This is a genomic window from Massilia timonae (genome assembly GCF_001866515.1).
Classification (GTDB): domain Bacteria; phylum Pseudomonadota; class Gammaproteobacteria; order Burkholderiales; family Burkholderiaceae_D; genus Telluria; species Telluria timonae.
This window is the reverse complement of sequence record NZ_JRYB01000001.1, coordinates 4383720-4405543: the sequence shown is the minus strand read 5'-3', so window position 1 is coordinate 4405543 and position 21824 is coordinate 4383720. Positions and strand designations below refer to the sequence as shown.

Annotated in this window: 21 protein-coding genes; 1 reads left to right on the top strand and 20 read right to left on the bottom strand. The window is 68.6% G+C overall.

What is annotated here, in order from left to right:
• Positions 1–9 precede the first annotated feature (9 nt).
• Genes LO55_RS18695 through LO55_RS18630 form a run of 14 tightly spaced genes read right to left on the bottom strand, consistent with a single transcriptional unit; the run spans position 10 to position 14862 of the window.
• Entirely contained in the window at positions 10–2502 is a 2493-nt protein-coding gene (locus LO55_RS18695; RefSeq protein WP_143054559.1) for a hypothetical protein, read from the bottom strand.
• On the bottom strand, positions 2499–2819 hold the full coding sequence (locus LO55_RS18690; RefSeq protein WP_071362630.1) for a hypothetical protein: 321 nt from the start codon (positions 2817–2819) through the stop codon (positions 2499–2501). Before LO55_RS18690 ends, LO55_RS18695 begins: the two co-directional genes overlap by 4 nt.
• Entirely contained in the window at positions 2816–3613 is a 798-nt protein-coding gene (locus tag LO55_RS18685; RefSeq protein WP_071362629.1) for a hypothetical protein, read from the bottom strand. The genes LO55_RS18690 and LO55_RS18685 overlap by 4 nt, the downstream gene beginning before the upstream one ends.
• A 7-nt stretch (positions 3614–3620) precedes the next feature.
• The gene (locus LO55_RS18680) at positions 3621–7373 is read right to left on the bottom strand and encodes a baseplate J/gp47 family protein (RefSeq protein ID WP_071362628.1); all 3753 of its coding nucleotides are present in this window, start codon (positions 7371–7373) and stop codon (positions 3621–3623) included.
• On the bottom strand, positions 7370–7780 hold the full coding sequence (locus LO55_RS18675) for a GPW/gp25 family protein (RefSeq protein ID WP_071362627.1): 411 nt from the start codon (positions 7778–7780) through the stop codon (positions 7370–7372). Before LO55_RS18675 ends, LO55_RS18680 begins: the two co-directional genes overlap by 4 nt.
• A gap of 1 nt (position 7781) precedes the next feature.
• Entirely contained in the window at positions 7782–8081 is a 300-nt protein-coding gene (locus tag LO55_RS18670) for a PAAR domain-containing protein (protein WP_071362626.1), read from the bottom strand.
• Positions 8082–8088: 7 nt separating this feature from the next.
• The gene (gene vgrG / locus LO55_RS18665; RefSeq protein ID WP_071362625.1) at positions 8089–9882 is read right to left on the bottom strand and encodes a type VI secretion system tip protein VgrG; all 1794 of its coding nucleotides are present in this window, start codon (positions 9880–9882) and stop codon (positions 8089–8091) included.
• 2 nt (positions 9883–9884) lie between these two features.
• Positions 9885–10514 (bottom strand): CIS tube protein, encoded by a 630-nt coding sequence (locus LO55_RS18660; protein ID WP_071362624.1) that lies wholly within the window; start codon positions 10512–10514, stop codon positions 9885–9887.
• Between the two features lies 1 nt (position 10515).
• Positions 10516–10701: a DUF5908 family protein gene (locus LO55_RS18655; protein WP_071362623.1), complete on the bottom strand. Its 186-nt coding sequence runs from the start codon at positions 10699–10701 to the stop codon at positions 10516–10518.
• 4 nt (positions 10702–10705) lie between these two features.
• The gene (locus LO55_RS18650; protein WP_229410179.1) at positions 10706–11299 is read right to left on the bottom strand and encodes a phage tail protein; all 594 of its coding nucleotides are present in this window, start codon (positions 11297–11299) and stop codon (positions 10706–10708) included.
• A 45-nt stretch (positions 11300–11344) separates the two neighbouring features.
• On the bottom strand, positions 11345–11803 hold the full coding sequence (locus LO55_RS18645) for a phage tail protein (protein WP_071362622.1): 459 nt from the start codon (positions 11801–11803) through the stop codon (positions 11345–11347).
• Positions 11804–11858: 55 nt separating this feature from the next.
• On the bottom strand, positions 11859–13457 hold the full coding sequence (locus tag LO55_RS18640; protein ID WP_071362621.1) for a phage tail sheath family protein: 1599 nt from the start codon (positions 13455–13457) through the stop codon (positions 11859–11861).
• 17 nt (positions 13458–13474) lie between these two features.
• On the bottom strand, positions 13475–14284 hold the full coding sequence (locus LO55_RS27065) for a hypothetical protein (RefSeq protein ID WP_071362620.1): 810 nt from the start codon (positions 14282–14284) through the stop codon (positions 13475–13477).
• On the bottom strand, positions 14281–14862 hold the full coding sequence (locus LO55_RS18630; RefSeq protein WP_071362619.1) for a Pvc16 family protein: 582 nt from the start codon (positions 14860–14862) through the stop codon (positions 14281–14283). The genes LO55_RS27065 and LO55_RS18630 overlap by 4 nt, the downstream gene beginning before the upstream one ends.
• Before the next feature lie 764 nt (positions 14863–15626).
• Here LO55_RS18630 and LO55_RS18625 point away from each other — a divergent pair.
• Positions 15627–16559 (top strand): IS1595 family transposase, encoded by a 933-nt coding sequence (locus tag LO55_RS18625; protein WP_071362618.1) that lies wholly within the window; start codon positions 15627–15629, stop codon positions 16557–16559.
• A gap of 66 nt (positions 16560–16625) precedes the next feature.
• Here LO55_RS18625 and LO55_RS18620 read toward each other — a convergent pair whose 3' ends face one another.
• The 6 genes from LO55_RS18620 to LO55_RS18595 form a co-directional block, all read right to left on the bottom strand.
• A complete protein-coding gene (locus LO55_RS18620) occupies positions 16626–16841 on the bottom strand; it encodes a hypothetical protein (protein ID WP_071362617.1) in 216 nt (71 codons plus the stop codon).
• Positions 16842–17031: 190 nt separating this feature from the next.
• The gene (locus tag LO55_RS18615) at positions 17032–17961 is read right to left on the bottom strand and encodes a type II secretion system F family protein (RefSeq protein WP_071362616.1); all 930 of its coding nucleotides are present in this window, start codon (positions 17959–17961) and stop codon (positions 17032–17034) included.
• Between the two features lie 21 nt (positions 17962–17982).
• Complete coding sequence (locus tag LO55_RS18610) at positions 17983–18957, bottom strand: type II secretion system F family protein (protein WP_071362615.1); 975 nt, start codon at positions 18955–18957, stop codon at positions 17983–17985.
• Positions 18958–18979: 22 nt separating this feature from the next.
• Positions 18980–20368 carry a TadA family conjugal transfer-associated ATPase gene (locus LO55_RS18605; RefSeq protein WP_143054557.1) on the bottom strand — a complete coding sequence of 463 codons (1389 nt, stop codon included), beginning with the start codon at positions 20366–20368 and terminating at the stop codon, positions 18980–18982.
• Between the two features lie 17 nt (positions 20369–20385).
• Entirely contained in the window at positions 20386–21564 is a 1179-nt protein-coding gene (locus tag LO55_RS18600) for a CpaE/TadZ family protein (RefSeq protein WP_071362614.1), read from the bottom strand.
• 17 nt (positions 21565–21581) lie between these two features.
• Positions 21582–21824 carry a hypothetical protein gene (locus LO55_RS18595; RefSeq protein ID WP_071362613.1) on the bottom strand — a complete coding sequence of 81 codons (243 nt, stop codon included), beginning with the start codon at positions 21822–21824 and terminating at the stop codon, positions 21582–21584.

The following is a 21824-nucleotide window of genomic DNA, read 5'->3' as shown; positions in this document are numbered from 1 at the left end:
GGGCCTGCCTCATGCCGGCTCCGTGCGGTGCGCGCTCAGGAAGTGCACCAGCGCGCCGGCCGCGTCGTGCAGGGACCGGGCGTGGCGCGCGCGCGCATCCTCGTCGGCGGCGTGCCAGTCGCGCAGCGCGCCGCGCCAGGCGTCCTGTAATTGCTCGAACTCGGCCATGTGGGACGGGCCGAGCCACAGGAAGCCGGGCTGGATGTGGGCCGGGCAATGCTCGCGCACGGTCTCCTCGACGAAATTGCGAAAAGCCGGGTCGGCGCAGCGCAAGGTCCAGCGCGGCAGGACCACGCTGACGTGGGCCGCGTAGAAGGCCGGATTGCCGAGGCCATCGTCGTCCCGCAGTTCCTCGACCTCGCGCCCCAGGCCAGGCCGCAGCAGCACGTGCTCGACGACGTGCATGCCCTCGCAGCGCCGGTTCCGGGCCGCCAGTTCCGCCACCGCCGCATGGGCCGCCGCCACCGCTTCGGCGCGCCGGCCATAGCTGGCCAGCAGGCGCCAGCGCGGCCCGGCCCGCACATGCACCTGATAGGCGCCGCCGCTGCGCGCCAGCCGGTAGTTGGACAGCAGCGCGCCGTCGCGGAACCAGCCTTCGTCGATCTCGCCACGGCGCGCCGGGAGCCGCGCCGGCGGCGCTTCGGTCCTGCCGGCCGCGGGCGGCAGCGGCAGCCAGTCGTCCGGGGCCTCCGGCGCCACGGCGCCCTGCTCCGCCGCGTCCTGTTCGACCAGGCGCTGCTCCGGGCACAGGCTGCGCAGGCGCTCGCCGCCGTCGAAGCCGAGCAGGATGGCGGCGCGCCGGGCCAGCGGCGCCACTGCGGCGGGCGCGTCCGGCGCCAGGGTGTAGTCGGCGCCGCTGCCGCGGCCCGCGCTCAGGTCGACCAGCTGGGCCAGCAGGCGCCGCTTGGCATCCAGCAGCCAGGCGTCGGTGTCGTGCGGGTGGTAGTGGTTGAAGCGCCGCAGCGCGGTCTGCGGGAAGGCCTGGCCATAGATCGCCAGCAGGTAGTCGTAGACCCGCCCCTTGCGCTCCAGGTGCTCGTCCTGGCGCCCCAGCACGCGCGCCAGGCGGGCGCGCGTGGCGTCCGGCGACGCGCGGTACAGCGCGTCCAGGCCCGGCGCCGCCGGGCCGTCCAGGTACTGCGAGCCATAGCTGCGCGCGTCCTCGTTCCCCAGCCCGAACAGCCGCGGGAAGTCCTGCAGGTTCTGCAGGTAGTTCGCCATCAGCTGCTCCATCGGATACAGGTAGCCCTGCAGCTGGCGCGCCTGGGCCTTGCGCGCGGGGCTGGCGCTGTCGGGCAGGCCGTATTTGCCGATCCCGTACACGGCGGGGAACTCGTGCTGGACCGAATAATATGCGTGCAGCTCGCGGCGGGTCCCGGACGGCAGCGCATACCGCGTGCGTGCGCCGCCGTCGTCAGCGCGGAAGGCCTGCTGCTCGAAGCGCAGCTTGGCCAGCTCCAGCCTGGCCTCCTCGTACAGGAGGCGGTTGGCGCTGCGCCACGCCGGCGCCGGCGGGATGGTCTGTTCGCTCACGCCATACTCGATGCCCTGCTCCGGCTGCACCCGCAGCAGCTCGGCCAGGTCCTCGCCGGCGGGAAAGGCCAGCACCCCGCAGGCGCCGTCGGCGCGGTCGCGCGGGATCGCCGCCACCGGGCGCAGGTGGGCGTCCACGATCGACAGCGCGCGGATGCGGCGCACGCCGTCGATCTTCTGGATCACGCCGATCAGTTCGCTCACGGTGACGGGCGCATCGCCCTCGGCCACGGGGAGCGCCTCGACGTGGCCGTGGCGGGTGGCCGGGCCGTCGTAGACGCGCTCCGGGCTCCAGTCGAGGACGATCACGTCGCGCAGGCGCCGCGCCGACAGGCCCGAGGACAGGTAGCGGCCGCAGTCGAACAGGATCTGGGCCAGCACCTCGGCCTGGGAGCGCTCGCCCCAGGTGTCGATCTCGCCGCGCAGGTAATAGGCGCGCGGGCGCAGCACGCGCACCCGGGCCAGGTCGGCGCCCAACGCGCGGTGGGCCGCATAGACCTGGCGCACCCGGCGCCTCAGCGCGGCCCCGTCCACCGCGTCCCGCGCGGCGCCGGACTCCAGCGCCGGACCGTCGTGCTCCGGCAGCACGTCGATCGCCAGCAAGCCGCCGCCCTCGGCGCGGATCCAGACGTCGGCCAGCTCCGGGATCTCGCCGTACAGCAGGCGCCGATAGTCCTCGATCGTGAGCGGAGCCCCCGGCAGGATTTCCTCCGGCGGATACAGCGCCAGGCCGGCGTAGTCGATGCCGCCGTCGGGCCCCGCCAGGTAATCGGCCATGTCGAAGCCGGCGCGGTAGGCCAGGTCGGTCAGGCCGTAGACCAGCTGCTCGAGCGTGGTCACGCCCGGATCGTGCAGGTTGAAGTCGGTCCAGAGTTCGCCGCACAGGCGCTGCAGCGCGGCGATGCCGGCGCTGCGCAGGGCGTCGAAGCTGGCGTCGTCCGGCACGCCGCTGGCCATCGGGGACGTCATGCCAGCGGCTCCAGCGCGGGCCGGCCGGCCTGCGCCCGCAGCGCCGCCAGCTGGGCCTCCAGGCCGCGCACCAGCACGTGCACGCGCCGGTACGGCAGGTCGGACAGCGCCGACACCACCAGCGCCAGCTCGCCCGCATCCAGCACCAGGCCGGCATCGTCTTCGGCGCGCCACGCCCTGGCCCACTCCTCCAGGCGCGCCATCAGCGCCTGCACCTGGGCGTAAGGACGCAGGCCGAGCGCCTCGGCCACCAGGCGCGCCTGGCGCGGCGCGAGCCGCAGGGAGAAACGCGCCGCGCCATCGCTGCGGCCGTTCATGCCTGCTCCTGCGCGGCGCCGCCGTCCATGCGCGGGTCCAGCCACAGCGAAGTCAGATGGTACTGGATGCGGGTGTTCTCGCCATACGGGCAGCCAACCCGCAGCTGCAGGTGGTAGTTGCCCGGCACCGTCTTGTCGTCCAGCCAGCGTAGCTGCAGGCGGTGGCGGCGCGAGCCGTAATGCGCCTGATGATAGGTGATCTCGCCCTTGGCGTCGAAGGCGCGCAGCGCGAACGCATGCATCAGCGCGTACTTGCCGGAGTCGCGGCGGCCGGCGCCGGCCGTCACTTCCAGCGCGGTGCAGCCCTGGTAGGGGCCGCCGATGGTGTGCCACTCGGCGTCCGCCGGCGCCGGCCGGCTGCCGGCGGCGCCGATCCGGCCGCTGCTGGCCACCACGCCGTCCACGTCCAGCTGGTGGCGCGGATGGAGGGTATTGACGCCGATCCGGCCATCGATCCGCCCGTTTCCGTCCGGCGCCAGCAGGGTCAGGACGGCGTGGCCGCCGCCGTCCGTCTCGTCGTCGGCATCGATGTCGGCGGGCGCGCCGCTGCGTCGCGTCGCGTCCAGCGTCAGTCGCGCCGTGCGCCCATCCAGCCCGAACGCCCAGGCGGTGCTCTCTTCCTCCACCGCGCCGTACAGGCTGAGGACCCGGCTGTTGCCGCTGATCTGGGTCAGGCGCAGGCCATCGCGCTCGTTGTGCGCGATGCCGTCGTCGTGGATGTTCAGCACCGATTCGATCAGGTCGCTGAAGTCGCCTGCCGATGGCATTTCGCCGTCGCCGAAGCGCCTCTTCAACGTGTCTCTATTTCGCTTGGTCATTGTCGGTCTCGGATGAAATGATGAAAGTGCTGCCTATTTCCAGCTTGCCGATGCCGGTGCGCTGCGCCACGCGCGACTGTTCGCTGTCGGCCACCAGGATCGCGTGGCGCCGGATCGGCACTGCCACGCTCCACGGATAGCGCGGCGTCACGTCGGGCGCCGGTTCGCCCTTGCGGCCGGGCGCCGCGGTGTCGGTAAGCGTGTACCGGTCGCGCCCGGCGTCGCTGACGCTGAGCATCGAGAATTCGCCGACGCCCAGCACCCCCGGCTGGGCCAGCAGAAAGGCTTCGACGTCATGCTGGCGCAAGGTCCAGCCGAACAGGCTGGTGTTGCCCGCCGGGCGCCATGGCGAGATGAAGTCCGATACCAGCCGGTCGAGCAGGTTGACGTGGCGGCCATGGTCCAGTCCCGGCGCCAGCCGCACCTTGCAGCGCACCTGGATGCGCTGGTAGAAGGGATTGGCGACCTCGAGGCGCACGTCGGCGCCGACCCGCGCGGCCAGGAAGGCGTGCACCCGGGCCACCATGTCGCCGTTCAGGCGCGGCGGCGCGCCCAGGTGGCCGCTGGATGCGAACGCCGGCAGCGCCACCACCAGCACGTGTCCCGGGCAGGCGCCGCCGTCCGGCCGGAGCGCCAGCGACAGGTTGGGAAAGCACTTGACGCGGTCGATGTCCGGGAAGCGCTCCAGCACCAGCCGCTCGTAGTCGTCCGGCACGATCGCGCGTCCCTTGTGGCGCAGGCGCTCGGCGCTGCGGCGGCGCAGCTCGACCCGGCTCTCGGGCAGCCGCCCGCCGCCGGAGTCCGTCATCTGGGTCACGCGCCCCAGGCCGGGGATCGCCTGGCGCGGACGGCGGATCGTGGCCGCCGCGATGCGCTCTGGCATCCCGGCCGTCATGTCGTCCGCGGCCCGCCACACCTGCAGCGCGTGCGGATGCACCGAGTACAGCTGGCAGAAGCGGTTCAACTCATCCTCGCACGACACCCGCAACCAGACCAGCCCGGGCGGCATGATGGTGTTGTCGCTCCCCGCATCCGGCGGCAACGCCAGCGCGACGATGCCGGGGCGGATGAAGCCCTGGGTCGTGTCGCCCAGCACCGCATGGGGCGGCAGCGCGATCCAGCGGTTGCCGGCCAGGTAGGCCCAGCTGATGTCGCGCGCGTGCTGGCCCGACATCGGCAGCGCGTCCTCGACCAGGTTGAAGAACAGGGTCAGGGGCGCGTCCAGCGCGCTCGCGCTCAGGCCCAGGTACAGGTTGCCGGAATAGTCGATCGACGGCAGCAGCAGGTCGCCGTGCTCGCTGCCGCCGCGCGCCGCTTCCCAGCCGAAGGGATGCAGCCGCAGCAGCGCCTCGCCGGACGCCGCCGGCGTCGGCCCGATCGTGCTGGTGGCGGCGTAATGCAGCGCGACCGTCTCCACCGTCGGCGTGTACGGCGGATTGGGCAGCGCGCGCGGCTCGCGCCGGTAGCGCCACTGGCTGTTGCGGGTCAGCACCCGCGCCAGCTGGTAAGGATAGTCGCGGTGGCCGAAGGCGAATTCGCCCGTATCGAGCGTGAGGCGGAAGAAGCCGCTGCTGGCACCCGGTTCCCACGCGAACGGCTGGTCGGGCGCGCAGCGGCCCGGCGCCGGCGGCCGCGCCAGGTGCAGCACCGGCCCCAGGTTGACCACATCGCAGGCGCCGACGGCATGGCGCCGGCCGCCCGACGCCATGCCGTCGGCGAACAGGACCTGGGTGGGGCGCGCCTGGACCTGGGTCTCGACCGGCTGCCAACGCCCGTCGGCCAGCGCCGCCACGGTGCAGCGCACGTCGCGAAACGGCTCGCCGTCATAGCCCCCATACCAGGCGCGCAGCCCGCCGGCCACCTGCGGCAGGCCGCCCCACTCGAACGCCAGCTCGGCCGCCGTCAGGCGCTTGCAGGCCGTCTCGGCGCTGCCGACCACCAGCCAGGCGCCGTGCGCCGGCAACGGGCCGAAAGGCTGGAACGGCGCCGCGGGCGACAGCGCGCCCATCTGGTTGTACAGCGCCAGCGAGCGGTGCCCGCGCACGCTGACGTCGACCTGGGCGCGCACCATCGGCAGGCCGCGCAGCAGGCCGTAGGGATACAGGTAACCCTCGCCATTGAGCTCGAAGCGCAGCAGCGGGCAGGCGCCGGTCACGCCGGGGCCGTGCAGCGCCGGATCGTACGGGACCACGGCGCCGGCCTCGTGTCCGAGCGTGAAATGGATGTGCAGCGCGTCGGGGACGCCGCCCTGGACACCCGCGCCGGCCGGCTCGAAGGTGGCGCCGTAGGCCGGCACCGCCATCCAGCCGTCGGCGCCGGTCAAGGCCAGCGTGAACATCCGCCGCAGCACCTTGTAGCGCACCTCGGCCTGCGATTCGCGCATCTGGACGGCCAGCCGCGCCAGCCGCCCGCCCAGGGTCTCGTCGTCCGCCGCGGCGTGGCGCTGGGCGCCCAGCAGCAGGGTCACGTGCACGCTGCGCTCGCCCTCGCGCATGGCCAGGACGTTGCTGGCCAGGGCGAAGCCGAGGCGCGCGGGCTGGCCCGGGGCGGCGCTGGTGGCGGTGCGCGGCGCCCCGAACAGCGGACGCGGCGCCAGGCTGGCCCGCTCGAGCGCCTGGTCCGGCTCCAGCACCGGCAGGCTGGCCAGGCGGCAGGCGGTGGGGTAGCCCTTGGTCCGGCCGTGGCGCTGCTCCGACAGCGCGTTCTCGGGCGCGGTCAGCGGATTGCGCTCGCAGAACAGGGTGAACATCGCGCGCAGTCGCGCGTCGCCCACCGTCAGGTGTTCGCGCGGCGCGAACACCAGGTCGCCCGCCTGGCGTCCGGCCGGCGCCAGGAACGCGGCGCCGGCTGGCACCGCGGCGCGCGCGCCCGGCGCGCTCGGGGCGAACACCAGGAAGGTCGAATCGACTTCCGCCGGCTTGGGGCGCATGCGCAGCACGCGGTCGTAGTAGAAGTCGAGGTGGCGTTCGGTCAGGGTGTTGGCCGCGTCCTGGGCGCGCCGGTACAGCTGGACGAAGGCCAGCAGCAGGCCGGCGCCGGGGTCGTGCACCCCGCTCGACAGGCTCTGCTCGAGGCGCTGGGCGGCGCCGCGCTGGACCATCTCGATGGCCTTGGCAAGCTGGTTGAACCAGGTGCGGCACAGGGCGCGCAGCTCGTCGTCGCGCACCGCGCCACCGGGCGCCAGCCCCAGCATCGCGCTCAGCTGGGCCACCAGCGCCGGCGCGTCGCGGCCGGCATTCCACTCGGGGTGCGCGGCGCGGTAGGCCAGCGCGCGCCGCAGCGACGGCGGCAGGTTCTCCAGCACGCCAGCGATCAGGGTGCTGAGGTCGATCCCGACCGGGCTGCCGCGCGCGAGCAGCGCCCCGGACCAGGTTTCGAGCCGCTCGACCATCGCTGCTAGCAACACGATCGGCGAGCCGCCGGTCTCCGCCGGCACGCCGGCCGGCGCCATGCCGTCCAGCGCGCGGTCGACCAGGGCGTCGAAGCCGGCGCGATTGCGGTGCACCCGCAGGGACAGGATCTCGGCCATCACCAGCGTCTCGTCGTCGCCGAAGTAATCGCGCCAGGTGCGGTCCCAGTCGGCCGGCGGCGCTTCGGTGGCGAAGCGCACCAGCCCGGCGTAGTGCAAGGCCAGCGTCATCAACTGCGCCTGGCTCAGCTCATCGACGTCGATGTAGTGCGGCGCCAGCGCCGCCAGCAGGCGCGTATGCTGCGCCAGCCCCTCCCGCATGCTCATGAAGCGGCTTCCACATGGAAGGGATAGACCAGGTTCGACCGGGTGTTGGTGGCGCGGATGCGGTACACGACCTCGATCGGCAGCACGCCGTGGGCGTCCGGCCCGGGCAACACCAGCACGCGCTCGACCTCGACCCGCGGCTCGCAGCGCGCAATCGCCTGCAGGACCGCCTGGCGGATCTCGGTCACCACGCTTTCGCTGACGTGCTCGAACACCAGTGCGTGCAGGTTGCAGCCATACCGCGGATGCATGACGCGCTCGCCCGGCCGCGTGGCCAGCAGGATGCCCAGGCTCTCGCGGATGTCGCGTTCGTCCGACACCATGACGGCGCGGCCGTCGCGGCCGAACTGCGGCGGAAACGCCCAGCCGGTCCCCAGGAAGGATGGCGTCTTGCGCGCTGCGCCCACTTCAGCCCCCGATCAGGACGGTCGGACAGCCGATCACGACGCTGCCGCCGTGGGCGCAGGTGTCGCCCATGCGCGCCGCCGGACGGCCGCCGATCAGCACCGTGGCGGAACCCTTGACGATGCTGTCGGGCGGTCCCACGCAGACGCAGGCGTCGCCGACCACGGCCGCCGGCAGCTTGCCGATCAGGACTGTCGGCACGCCGGGGCCGACCACCGGCCCGCCGACGTGGGGGATCGGCGGGAGGCCGGGCGTCACCATCGGGCAGGCGTGCATGTCGGTCAGGCGGGCGGCAGGTGGCATGGCGTCCTCAATTGATCATGACCAGGGCGCCCTTGACCGTGGTCTGGCCGCTGGCGGACAGTTCGGCGCTGGCCGAAGCCTTGGCGGTGAGCGCCACCTTGGCGGTGCTGGCGATGTTCAGGGCATCCTGCTTGATATCGGCCTTGCTCGACAGCGCGACGTTGCCGACCGCGTCCAGCGTGATCTTGCCCTTGGCCGTGATCGCGATGTCTTTCGGGCTGTCGAGGGTGATGCCGCCGGTGTCCAGCGTCACCTTGTTGCCGGTCTGGTCCTGCAGCAGGATCGACTTGGCGTCGTCGCTCAGCACGATCCTGTTCGCGGCGGGCGTGGTGATCGTGACCGACTTCTTGTCGTCGTCGAACTCCACCTTCAGCTTGCTGCGCGTGACGATGGCCTTGGTAAAGTTGTCCGAGGTGAGTTCGCAAGGCGCCTTGCGCTTGCTGCTGTACAGGCTCCCGAGGATGACCGGGTGCGACGGGTCGGCGTTCAGGAAGCCCAGCACCACCTCGTCGCCGATCTCGGGGATGAAGAAGTTGCCGATGCCGTCGGAGGCGTAATAACCGGCCAGGCGGGCCCATACGCCCGCCGTCTCGGCCTTGGTGACGGGCAGCGACACCTGGATCTTGTACTGCGATTCCGGGTCGGCGTCGAGCTTCGTGACGACCCCGACCTGGAGGCCGGACACGCCGGCCGTCAGGCCCGATGCCGGCGGCGCACCCAGCTCGCCGCGTTCCGACGGCGTCTCGGGCGCCAGCCCGAACTCGGCCTCGGTGGTCCAGTCGCCGTCCGCGATCATGTGGGTCACGCTGGACAGCCAGGCGTCGCCGTCGAAGCGCTTGCCGGCGCCGCTGACCGTCAGCAAGGCGCCGGGCTTGGCCAGCGCGCTGCCGATGAAGCGCAGCCTGCCGCGCAGGCGCGCCAGCCCGGCGCGCATCTGGCGCGCCGCGGTCCAGGCCTTCAGCCCTTCGCTGTCGAGCGCCGCCGCCGACTGCAGGCGGAAATTGTCGAGTCCGAGCACGCCGGCCAGGGTCGCGCCGTCCAGGTTGCCCTGGCTGTTGAGCGTGACCGGGCTGGCGCTCTGCTCCACCACGTCCTGCGTGGACGGATCCCAGGCCACGCCGCCCACCGCGGACAACTGGCTCCTGGCGTCGATGTCGCCGTCGAACTCGAGCAGGTCGGCGCCGTACTTGACCGCCAGCGCGGCCGCGGTCGAGGTGTCCGGCGCGGCCAGCGTCACCTTGCCGGCGTCGACCAGCGCGACCAGGCCGTTGGCCTCGGCCCGCGCCAGCACGAAGTCCCAGTCGCTGGCCTCGAACTGCACCAGTTCCTTGTAGGTGACGGTGGTCGACGCGACGCTCGCCTCCAGGCCGTGCGCCTTGATCAGCTTGGACAGGATCGCGTCGTCGCTCATGTCGACGAAGTTCGCGCTGCGCCGGCCGACCGTCATCCTGATCGCCTTGTCGCGGCATTCGACCACCAGCCTGCTGCGGCCGAACGGCCCGATGCGCACCCCGTGGCGGATCACGATGCCGCTGAAGATGACGTCGGCCGCGCCGCCATGGCCGGCCGTGATCTCGATTGCGGCCCCCGGCTTGAACAGGTCGCCGTCGCTCAGGGCCATGCGCAGGGCGGGATCGACCTCGCTGTCGTCGAGCAGGACGATCCGGGCCGAGGGGATGCGGTTGACCGCGTGCGTGACTTCGAGCGTGAGGATGCGCGCCGCGTCGGGCAGCGCCGTGCCATCGCAGGTGATCGCAACCTGGATGTCGCCTTCGCTGTTGTCGAGTGGAGACTGAGCCATGTTCAAGCCTTGGGTGGGAAGTTGATTGAAGTTCCCGCCGGCACGTTACGTATCGAGGTCAGGCCATTGAACCGCGCGACCGCGGCAGCCATTCCCGGATCGCTGTAGGCGGCGAAGCACAGTTCGGGCAGGCGCATGCCGGCGCCGACCTCCTGCTGCCTTCTGGTCACCGCCTTGGCCGCGCGCTCGGTCGCCTTGGCGGTGAGAGGCACGTATTCCTCGATCTTCATCGAGACGCGCGCGCGCAATGGCGTGCCGTCCGGCGCGAACAGCGTGTATTTGGTGGTCAGGCTGGTCACCCGACCGAGATAGTACAGCGTGCCCCAGACCAGCTCCAGCACAGGATAGGCCATGTTGGCGCCACTGGGCTTGAACCGGACCACGGCCAGCAGGTCGGCCAGTTGCTGCTCGACGCTCTGCGTCGCCACCACACCGGTGCCGTCCAGCACCAGGTCGTCGAAGGAAAGCGCTTCGCCTACCCTGCCATCGCACTTGCCATCCCCGGTGATCCGCGCCGTGCGTTCGATCGTATAGGTGCTGGGGTTGATCAGCGCCTCGAATGGCGTGCCGCTGCGGGCGTTCGACGTCGCGATATCCCAGCCGCTGATCTTGAACCGCTGTTTGGCGGCCATCTCAGCGCTCCCGCTGCAGTTCGAGCAGCTCCTGGATCATGCGCCGGCACTCGACGCGCCAGTCGGACGGCGGCTTGCAGCAGTCTTCTTTCGAGGCAGCGCCCGGTTTGCCTTCGGCATCCGGCTCGGACGCCTGGCGCTGGACGATCTTCGAGGAGATCGACAGATTGCGGATTTCAATGGCCATGCTGTTACAGGAGTCGGGTGGAATAGGTATAGCTCAGGGTGATGGTCTCGATCGCGACCGCATTGTTCATCGCATCGAAATTGCCGATCTCCCACTGGGTCGGATAGGCGTCGGCGAACAGCCAGGCGCGCAAGGGATTGCCCTCCTCGTCGAGCAGGTAGACCGTCAGCGGCACGGTGCTGACCTGGCGCCCCAGTCCCCCCTCGAGCGTCGCGCGGCACCAGGTGGCCAGCGCCGACTTCGCCGGCGCCACGCCGCGCTTGAGCACCAGCGGCTTGTATTTCACGCCGGTCGGCAAGCGGTGCACGAAACGGGTCTCCCCGCCTTCGACCACTTCCTCGACCTGCATTTCGCCGCCGATGCCCGACACTTCCTGGAAGCTGGTTTCGTCTTTCAAGCCGTTCTCCGCGAAGACGACCCGGAACGAAAACGCCACCGGCGGCAAGTTGGCATGCTCTGCGCGCAGCGTACGCGCCAGGATCTGCGTCTGCAGGCTGCTGACGGTCACGCCGCCACGCGCCGCCGGGATGGACCGGGGCGACGGCGCAAGGCCAGGCGGCGGGGGCGGCGCGGGTGGAATCTTGACATCATCCGTCACTGTGCCGTCTCCTTCTCATCGTGCATCATCGGCATGCGATCACCATCAGCTGTTGGCAATGGTCAGGCCCTCGTGCGCGATCTCGATGGTCTCGATCGCCACTTCGTTGCCTTCCGCCTTCAGGTCGGTGCTGGTGATCTTGATCGGGAACGCGTTGAGCAGGGTCCAGACCATGGTCGGGGCGCCGGTTTCATCGAGCAGGCTGATGGTCACCGGTTTACGCTTGATGGTGTTCATCTTGATCTCGTTGAACCAGTCCCAGAACTTGTTGTCGCCCTTGTAGACGCCCTTCTTCATGGTCACATTACCGACCTTCATCATGCCCGGCATCTTCATCACGCCGAACGACTTGCTGTCGCCGGCGCGGTACTTGAGCTCTTCCATCTCGACCTGGAGGCCGCTGACCTCCTGGAACGACATCACTTCGGAGTCCCATTTCACTTCGAAATAGAACTTGGGGAGGGGCCACAGGTTCTTGGATTGTGCGGAACCGTCGTCTGCCATCGTATCCTCGCTTTGCTATGTTCAATAAGGTGGTTGGGTGTCGCGGCCCGCGGGCTTACGACTTCTGCATCTGCTGCTGGAAGGTGATCTCGATGAACTCGGCCGGGCGCGACAGGGCGACCAGGATCGTCATGTTCATGCGGCCTTCGAGGATGTCTTCCCCCGTCATGGTCTCCCCCAGGCCGCAGAACACGCTGAAGGCGTCGCCCGGCGAGGCGCCGGCCAGGCCGCCGCGCTTCCAGATCCCGGTCAGGAAGTTGCTTGCCATGCCCTTGACCGTGACCCAGGTGTTGGCGGTGTTCGGCTCGAACACGTAGGCCGCCATCGCCAGGCGCAGCGATTCCTCGAGCATGATCATGGTGCGGCGCACGTTGACGTAGCGCCAATCGAGGCTGTTGCCGTCCAGGGTGCGCGCGCCCCATACCAGCACGCCCGAACCGATGAAGGCGCGGATCGCGTTGATCGACTTGCCCGAGGTGGTCACGTTCAGGTCTTCCTGCTCGGCGTGGCTGATGCTGACCACCGGCGCAATGACCGAATTCAGGCTGACGTTGGCCGGGGCCTTCCACACGCCGCGGCCGTTGTCGACGCTGGTGTAGACGCCGGCCATGGCCGCCGCCGGCGGCAGGCGGTTCAGGCGCCGCGCCAGGCGGCCCATCAGGCTCGCGTACAGGGGGCTGAACTTGGCCAGCAGCTGGTGCAGGTCGAGCTGGCCCTTGGCGACCTCGGACTCGTTCTGGTAACGCTTGCCGTCGATCTCCCAGGTGGCGTCCAGGTTGTTCACCGCCGCCACCTTCTCGTCGAAGCCCTTGCGCGGGATCGGATCGGCCGGCGCGTTGGCCGGATCGAGCTTCATGTCGGCCGTGAGCAGGGTCTTGAGCAGGCCCTTGTCGTTCAGGTTCAGGAAGCTCAGCGCGGTCTCGGGCACGATGGTGGTGTCGACCCACGGATAGTAGGCCGCGCCGAAGTGCAGGTTGTTCACGCCCAGCGCATCGCGGAACTGCGCGATCGGGTCGCCGGCCGGGTCCTTGCGGTCGCGCCAGCCGTCGTAGACGTCGAGGATGGCGAAACGGTTCTTCATCACTTCGCCGCAATGCTGGAGCACGGCCTGCTGCACCTTGATCGCGGTCGCGCCGGCGCTCTCCTCGGTGCCCTTGAGCAGCATCGCGTCAGGCACCACGACCATGGTCGGCTCCTGTTCCTTGCGCAGCACGTCCAGTCCGGCCACGATCGGATCGGCCTCGATCGCGTCGCCGTAGCCGCCCACCGACACCACGTAGCAGGGACCGCCGCCGTTCTGGTAGAACAGCTGCATGCTGTAGTACAGCAGGTAGGCGCCGCTGCCCTGGCTCATGCGGTAGGCCTTGCGCGGCCCGGCCGGGTTGGCCGGATCGGGCACCACCACGTCGTCCTCGCCCGCATCCTTCAGGTCGACTTCGGCCAGGTTGAAGCGCGCCGCCGGCGGACCGCCGAAGTAGTCGATGAATTCGGTCATCGAGGTGATGCGCCAGGCCTTCCGGTTCAGCGTCGTGCCCTTGTTGTCGGCCTTTTCGGTATAGCCGATGAACGCCGGGACGGCGGTGGCCACTTCCACGACCGAATTCGGGAAGGCGTCCTTCTCTAGGATATATACACCAGGGGTTTTGTATGCCACGTCCTCAGCTCCGCAAGTTAATAATTGACAAAAATTTCCGATACCAGCACCGCGTGCCCATCGACCTCCGCCTTGCGGCGGATGCCCGCGCACGCCACGGGCAATCTCTTCATCAGCACCTTGTCGCCGAACGCCGCCTGCTCGCGCAGCTGGAAGCGGCGCGCCGACCGTTCCCGCAGCGCGAGCGCGCGGTCGGACACGAACACGGCGGCCCTGCGGCCATCCACGCCGGCGCCATCGACGCGCCTGAACTCCACCTCGTCGTCGAGGTCGACGATCGACAGCGCGCGCTCGGCGAGTCCGTCCATCAGGTAATACTTCCAGTGACTGGCCGCGGCGCCCAGGCGCACGACGTAGCGTGGCGCCGAGCCACTGGGCGGCATGCAGGGCAGCGGTGGCTCGATGCGCAGCAGCAGCGCCGGGCGCGGCGCGCCGGGCTGGCGCGGCAGGTCCGGCACCAGCGCCTCTTCGCCCAGCAGCTCGCCGGCATGCAGGCGCCACGCGCCGGACGGCTCGCTCACCGCCCGCCGGCTGTCCGCCAGCAGCGCCTGGCCCCGCGCCGGCTGGAGCAAGGTGTAGGCGCCGAACAGCGGATCGTCGACCCGCACCTCGAACATCAGGGCGGCGTCGTCCTGCGCATTGAGCAGCTCCCAGCCATGCTCGGGGATCAGCACCATGACGCCGCCGTCCACCTGGCGCATCAGGGCGCCGGCGCGCTTGAGCACACGGCCGGTCGGCTCGTCCGGCAACGCACGCCAGCCACCGAAGCGGCCACCATAGTAGGCATGCTCGACATCGAAGCGAAACCACGCGCGGTAGGCGCTCATGCGGCGCTCTCCGGGCGATAGCTGGCGGCCGCATCCGGCGCGGTGACTGGAGAGATCCGGCCCTGAACGTCATTGCCGCCGACGGCGACCATGCGCACGCGGTACAGCACCGACGGCAGGTAACGGCCGCCGAGCACGCCCCAGATATTGCTCATGGCCTGGGGCGAGGTATTCTCGATGTCCAGCACCAGCTTGCTGATCCGCTGGTCGAGATCGGGCGAATTGGCGTGATCGATCACTGGCTGGCGATGGAAGAATCCAATGACCAGCGACAGGAATTTCAGGGATTCCGGGTAATTCGCGCCCGTGAAATTGGCCGCCACCATCAGGTAGATATTCAGGAACAGCGGCTGGGAGGCGGAAAATGCCGTACTGCGGACTTCGGGCAGGCGCTGGGACACCGTATCCTTCTCGATCGAGGTCAGGAACAGGATCACCCGATTATTAACGTTTGGCGCCGGCGAGCCATCGGGCCCCAGCAGGTTCGAGACGACGACGACATCTTCGGACGTTCCCAGCAGGCCTCTCAGGTATTCGTTGAGTTGCGCCGCTATCTGACTGATTGCGCGGTCAATCATATACTTCCTGAACAAACGGCCGTCATCATTCCCCGGCGAGCGCTTGACGCCCTGCCGAAAGACATCCCTGTATATGCGCTTTGGCCGTTGCATCGCATCCGGCACCGCACTATGTAATTACCGCTTATATTTATAGGTGCAAACTGAATTCCACGGCAATGCCACAATCACTGAAGATTGCCGGCAGCCGATTTCGTTTTTGAGTGGAATCAACGATGGCACAGGCATTAATCATGCATGCTGCGGAGAAAAAACTCCACATACTTTGCAGATATTTTTTATGCCACGTTGCTAAAAAATGGCTTGTCAGCGATGACCTGGCTCGGCTATCCTTCACGCGCGTAAGGGCGCCCCGCAGCCTGCGATATTGCCGCTGATTCGATATTTACCCAGCCCTCAGGGTGAGAATGTCACGAGAATGTCGATTCGACCCGCCGACATTCGCATTTGAATGTGAATATTCACCAGGACGCGCGCACGTCATGGATTCAATATCGCGAACATGTATGTCCAATAACGGACTTTCATTTATCGCCAATAAATTGATTGCCGTACAAGTCGGCACGAGCGTCCCTATTCAAGAAGCCGATTGCTACAATTGCCGCCCATCAATTTCCATTGATTCAGCTCAACCTCCCTACTTTTTCTAAGCACAACCCTGACAACAAAAGCAAAGGCGCTGTACTCGTTAGATATGGATGAGCACTGAACTGCTGAGCTGACCCGCGGTCCAATCCCGGTCGCCATCGATCGGGGAGCGCGCCATGCAAGCGCCGAAGTTTGAGAAGCTGTTTGCCCAGCGGGCGGCACTGCATCCTGTAGACGGGCTCAACAGGGTGATCGCCCTCATCGGCGACATCCGCTCGAGCGCGAGGCGCTGTCCTCGTTGCGCCTGCGAGCGTTGCCACCGGCATGGCCAGGCCAACGACTTGCAGGGCTTTCGCTGTTGCGCATGCGGCCGCACCTTCAACGACCTGACAGGCACGCCGCTGGCCCGGCTCAGGCACAAGAGCAAGTGGCTCGATTATCTGGACACGGTGCTCGATTCGCGCACGCTCCGCGCTGCGGCCAAGCGTGTCGGCGTGCACCGCAACACGACCTTCCGCTGGCGTCACCGCTTCCTCGACCGGGCCAAGGACGACCGGCCGGAGCGCCTGGCCGGCATCGTCGAGGCCGATGAAATGTTCCTGCTCGAATCGCAGAAAGGTTCGCGCAAGCTGGATCGCCAGCCGCGCAAGCGCGGCGGCAGGGCCGCGCTGCGCGGCATCTCGCATCATCTCGACTGCATCCTGGTGGCGCGCGACCGCAGCGGCCTGACCATCGACGCCGTGACCGGACGCGGCGCCCTGAAGGTGGTCCAGCTGGTCAGGCACCTGCTGCCGAAACTCGATCGGCAAGCGCTGCTGGTCACCGATGCCAACGCCGCCTACTCCGCCTTCGCCTGTGCCCATGGCATCGCACACCAGGCTGTCAACCTCGGTGCTGGGGAACGAGTCCGCAACGGCACCGAGGGCGCCATCCATGTGCAAAACGTCAACGCCTACCACCGGCGCTTCAAGGAATGGCTGACGCGCTTCCATGGCGTGGCGTCGCGCTGGCTACCCAATTATCTGGGCTGGCAGCGGGCCCTTGATGGTGGGCGAGTCACTTCTGTCGAGCAATTGCTGCGTATTGCATTCGGATTCATCAACAGATAACGATGACAGCGCCAAAGCAAACGCCCCGCTCTGGGCGGGGCGTTGTTGACCAAGCGCTGCAGTGGGTTATTTCGACTGCGCGTGCGCTTCCAGGCGACGGGCCACCGCCGGCGAAACGGCGTCGGCGCCGCGGGTCATGCGGTACAGGGCCCAGACGTCGTTCGCATCGGCGCCGCGCGCGACGGCGCCTGGCGCCGCCTTCGCACGCACGAAGTTGGCGAGGGTGGTGGCGAAGGCCGACAGCTGGGCTGCGAAGGATGGACGGAGCGACAAGGTGGACATGATGTTCTCTTTCGTGTGTGAGCTGGTATGACTCCAGTATGGGCTCTCCAAGATAGAAATCAAATTGCGATCCATGATAAACGTCATTCACATATCAACTATCTTGTCACGATCCAGTCATACGCCCTGTGTATGAGGCTTATCGCACTATGACGCCGCTGATGGTGCCCCTCCCCGCCCTATCGGACACTCAAATCGCCACCGTCATCACCGACCGCATGATCTGCAACACCGCCGGTCCCAGCAGCACGACCAACAGCGCCGGGAAGATGCAGAAGATCAGCGGGAACAACAGCTTGGTCGCGATCTTGGCCGCCTTTTCCTCGATCAGCTGGCGGCGCCGCGTGCGCAGTTGTTCGGATTGCACGCGCAGCGCGGTGCCGATGCTGGTGCCGAAGCGCTCGGCCTGGATCAGCATCTTGGCCAGCGCGTCGACGTCCTCCACGCCGGTGCGCAGCGCGAGGTTGCGCAGTGCTTTCTCCTTGCTGCTGCCGGCGCGCAGTTCCAGCGTCACCAGTTGCAGCTCCTCGGCCAGCACCGGGCTTTTCAGGCCGATCTCGTTGCCGACCCGCGCCAGCGCCGCGTCCATCGCCAGGCCCGCCTCGACGCACACCGTCATCAGGTCCAGCGCGTCGGGGAAGCTTTCGAAGATCTCGCGCTGGCGGTTGGCAATCCGGCGCTTGAGCGCAACGTCCGGCACGTAGTAGCCGATGGCGGCCGAGCCGACCAGGTACAGGAAGGTCAGCACCAGCGGGCGTTCGTTATGGTGCGGCAGCGCGATATACACCATCAGCGGCAGGCCGATCGTCAGCGCGGTCTTCCCGGCGTGGAACAGGCCCGGCACCGACGGCGCGCGCCAGCCGGCGTTGATGAAGCGCAGCCGCACCGGCGAGGTTTCCCAGCCCTCGGCCGGCACCGACAGCTTCGCCAGCGGCTCGGCCAGGCGCGCCAGGCGCACGCTCCAGCCGTCGGCGCGGCTCGTGCGGGGCGTATCGCGTTCGTCGAGCGCCACCAGGCGCGCCTTCACGGGGTCGCGCGTCAGCAGCAGCATGGCCGCCACGGCGATCCCGAAGACCAGCACGAACATCGCCGCCAGCATCACGATTTGAGGCATCGTCATCTTGTTGAATCCTGAAAGTTCTTACATGCGGATGCGCACGATCTTGCGGATCGCCAGCACCCCGAAAGCCATCATGCCCAGCGCCGCGCCAGTCAGCTGGCGCCCCACCGGATCGTTTACCAGCACGCCCATCGTCTCCGGATTGACCGCGTACATCATGATTCCGGCGCCGAACGGCAGCAGGCACAGCACCCAGGCCGAGATCCGCCCTTCGGCCGACAGCACGCGCACCTGGCCGGCCAGTTTCTGGCGGTCGCGGATGATGCCCGAGATCGAGGACAGCAGTTCGGTCAGGTTGCCGCCGCTCTCGCGCTGGATCAGCACCGCGACCACGAAGTACTGCAAGTCCATGCTCGGCACGCGCTGCGCCAGGTTGTTCAGCGCATCGGCCATCGAGACGCCGAAGTTCACTTCGTCGAAGGCCGTCTTGAATTCCTCGCCCAGCGGCGCCGCCACTTCGTCGGCCACCAGCTTGAGCGCGGTCGGGAAGGCATGGCCGGCCCGCATCGCGCGGCCCATCATGTCCAGCGCCTCGGGCAACTGGCGCTCGAAGCGCACCATGCGCTGGTCGCGCGCGCGCGCCAGGCGCAGCAGCGGCAGGCCGGCCGCTCCAACAGCGCAGCCCAGCACCGCGGGCAGCGGCAGGCGCAGCGCCAGCGCGGCCACCAGGCCGGCGCCGAAGCAGGCGGCGCACACGGCCAGCAGCGAGGCCACCAGCTGGCCGCTGCCGGCCTGCACCAGCATGCGGTCGAGGCGGCGCGCCAGCGGCAGGCGGCGCAGCAGCGGCTCGAGCTCGGGATTGTCGGACAGCCGGCGATCCTTGGTGATGGTGACGTCTTCCTGGCGGGTATCGCTCTTGATGACGCTGCGCAGGCGCCGCGCGACGCGCTCGGCCTCGGGGTCGCGGCTCGCTTGCCAGGCGGCGTACACGCCCCAGACCAGCAGCATGACGGCCGCGAACAGCATCAGGATGAACAGGATGAAGGTGGTGTCCATGTGGGTTTTTCGCTCAGCGGGCTTAGAAGCGCGGCTCGAAGATGTGCGGCGCCAGGTTCACGCCGAAGGTGCGCAGGCGCTCGGCGAAATGCGGGCGCACGCCGGTGGCGCTCGACTGTCCGATCACGGCGCCGTCGTCGGCCACGCCGGTCTGGCGGAAGGTAAAGATCTCCTGCATCGTGATCACCTCTCCTTCCATGCCCGTCACTTCCGAGATCGACAGCACCTTGCGCTTGCCGTCGGTCAGGCGCGAGACTTGCACCACCACGCCGACCGCGGACGCGATCTGCTGGCGCATCGCTTTCGGCGGCAGGTTCGGCGCCGCCATGCTGATCATGTTTTCAAGGCGCGTCAGGGCGTCGCGCGGGGTGTTGGCGTGGATGGTCGCCATCGAGCCCTCGTGGCCGGTGTTCATGGCGCCCAGCATGTCCATCGCCTCTTCGCCGCGCACCTCGCCCAGGATGATGCGGTCGGGGCGCATGCGCAGCGCGTTCTTGACCAGCGCGCGCTGGCTCACTTCGCCCTTACCCTCGATATTGGCGGGACGGGTCTCCAGGCGCACCACGTGCGGCTGCTGCAGCTGCAGCTCGGCCGCGTCTTCCACCGTCACCACGCGCTCGCTATGGCTGATGAAGCCCGAGATCACGTTGAGCATGGTGGTCTTGCCGCTGCCGGTGCCGCCCGAGATCAGGATGTTGACCTTGGCCTTGCCGAGGCCCTGCAGCACCTCGGCCATGTCGGCCGTCATGCTGCCGTAGGAGACCAGGTCGGCCAGGCGCAGCGGATCGGCGGAAAAGCGGCGGATCGACATCACCGGACCGTCGATCGCCAGCGGCGGGATGATCGCGTTCACGCGCGACCCGTCCGGCAATCTAGCGTCGACCATCGGGCTCGATTCGTCGATGCGGCGGCCCACGCGCGAGACGATCTTGTCGATGATCTTCATCAGGTGGGCGTCGTCGGTGAAGGTGACGTCGGTCAGTTCCAGCTTGCCGCGGCGCTCGACGTAGACCTGCTTGTGGGTGTTGACCAGGATGTCCGACACGCTCGGATCGGCCAGCAGCGGCTCCAGTGGGCCAAAACCCAGCATCTCGTTCTGGATGTCGCGGGTCAGCGTCTTGCGCTCGGCGTCGTTGATGACGACCATCTCTTCTTCGAGCAGGCGTTCGACCAGCAGGCGCAGCTCCTGGCGGATCTGGTCCTGGTTCAGGCGCTGCATGCTTTCCAGGTCGACGCGGTCGAGCAGCGCCTCGTGGATGCGGGCCTTGAGCTGGTGGTAGGCGCGGTTGTCGATCGGGCCGCCGCGCTGGGCGACCGGACGCGCGATGGCGCCGGCGCCAATGCTCGTGGCGGCGCCGCCGTTCATGCTGGCCAGGCGTTCACGCAGGGAGGATGGGGGCATCGTGTTCATGTCGGTCTTTCTCTATCTCAGACGTCTGTCTTGCGTCGTTTGAACAGGCGCGCCATCAGGCCCGCGCTGTGCACCGGCGCGGCTTCGCCGGTCAGGCCGCGCGCCATGGTCATCAAGGCCATGCTCAGCTGGCTGTCCGGCGCCAGGCGCGTGACCGGCACGCCCTGGTTGACCGACTTGGCCGCGGCGTCGTAGTGGTTCGGCATCGTGCGCAGCTGCGTGGTGTCGAACGCCTCTTCGAGGTCCTTCAGGCGGATGTCGCTGTTGTTGTCGTGGCGGTTGACGATCAGCTCGACCTTGTCGCTGCCGTATTCCAGGTTGCGAAACACCGTCAACAGGCGCTTGCCGTCGCGGATGTAGGGCAAGGTGGTCTGCAGCACCGGGTAGATCGTGTCGGCATGGTCCAGCGCGCGGATGCTGACCGGGTCCAGGCTGCGGCCGACGTCGAGCACGATGAAATCGTACTGGCGGCGCGCCAGCTTGATGATGGCGTCGATGTGCTCGGGCTTGACGTCGCTGGCGTGGGCCGGATCGGACGGCGCGGCCAGCACGCTGAAGTTCGGCGTGACGCTGACCATGCTCGAGGATAGGAAGGACGGGTCCAGGCGGTGGATCTGGGTGGCGACGTCGGACAGCGTGGCCAGCGGCTTGCTGTCCGAGACGAACAGCGAGGCGTCGCCGAACTGCAGGTTCATGTCGATCAGCGCCACGCGCTTGGCGCCGCCGGCGCTCAGCGCATAGGCCAGGTTGGTGGCCAGGAAAGTCGAGCCGCTGCCGCCCTTGCACGAGATGAAGGCCAGCACCCGGCCCTGGGCCGCGCCCTGGCTGCCCAGCTTCTCGGCCACGTGGTCGACCGCCGCGATCAGGTCGGCGGGCTGCGGACGGGCCGCCAGCACCTCGCGCACGCCGGCGCGCATCGCGCGCAGCAGGAAGTCCTGCGACTGGTCTTCGGACAGCACGATGAAGGCCATGCGCGGGAACAGGTGGCCCAGGCGCTCCAGCTGGTCGAGCTCGCCTTCGTCGGCGCGCGGCGCATCGACGATCAGGAGGTCGGGCACGGCCTCGTCGGCCATGGTCGACAGGCGCGCGGCGGTGCCGGCGATCATGTCGACTTCGTCGCTGCCCGGCCGGGCGCGCAACTGGCGCGACAGCTCGATCAGGTGGCGCTCGTCGCGCGAAAGGACTGCGATCTTCATGGTGGCTCTCTGGTCTCTTATTTGCCGAACGCGCTGGCGTCGCCCTGCGAGGTCGGCGTCACGTAGGAGTTCTGGTAATTGGCATAGGCGGCGACGGCGGCGCGGGCGTCACTGCCCCGCTCCACGCGCGGCTGCGGCGGCACCGTCTGGCTCGCGATCATGGCGCGCACGCTGTCGCCATTGGTGGCAGGACCCTCGGTGGCGCAGCCGGCCAGGATGCCCAGGGAGGCCAGCAGGCTGGCGCACAGGATGGTTTTCAT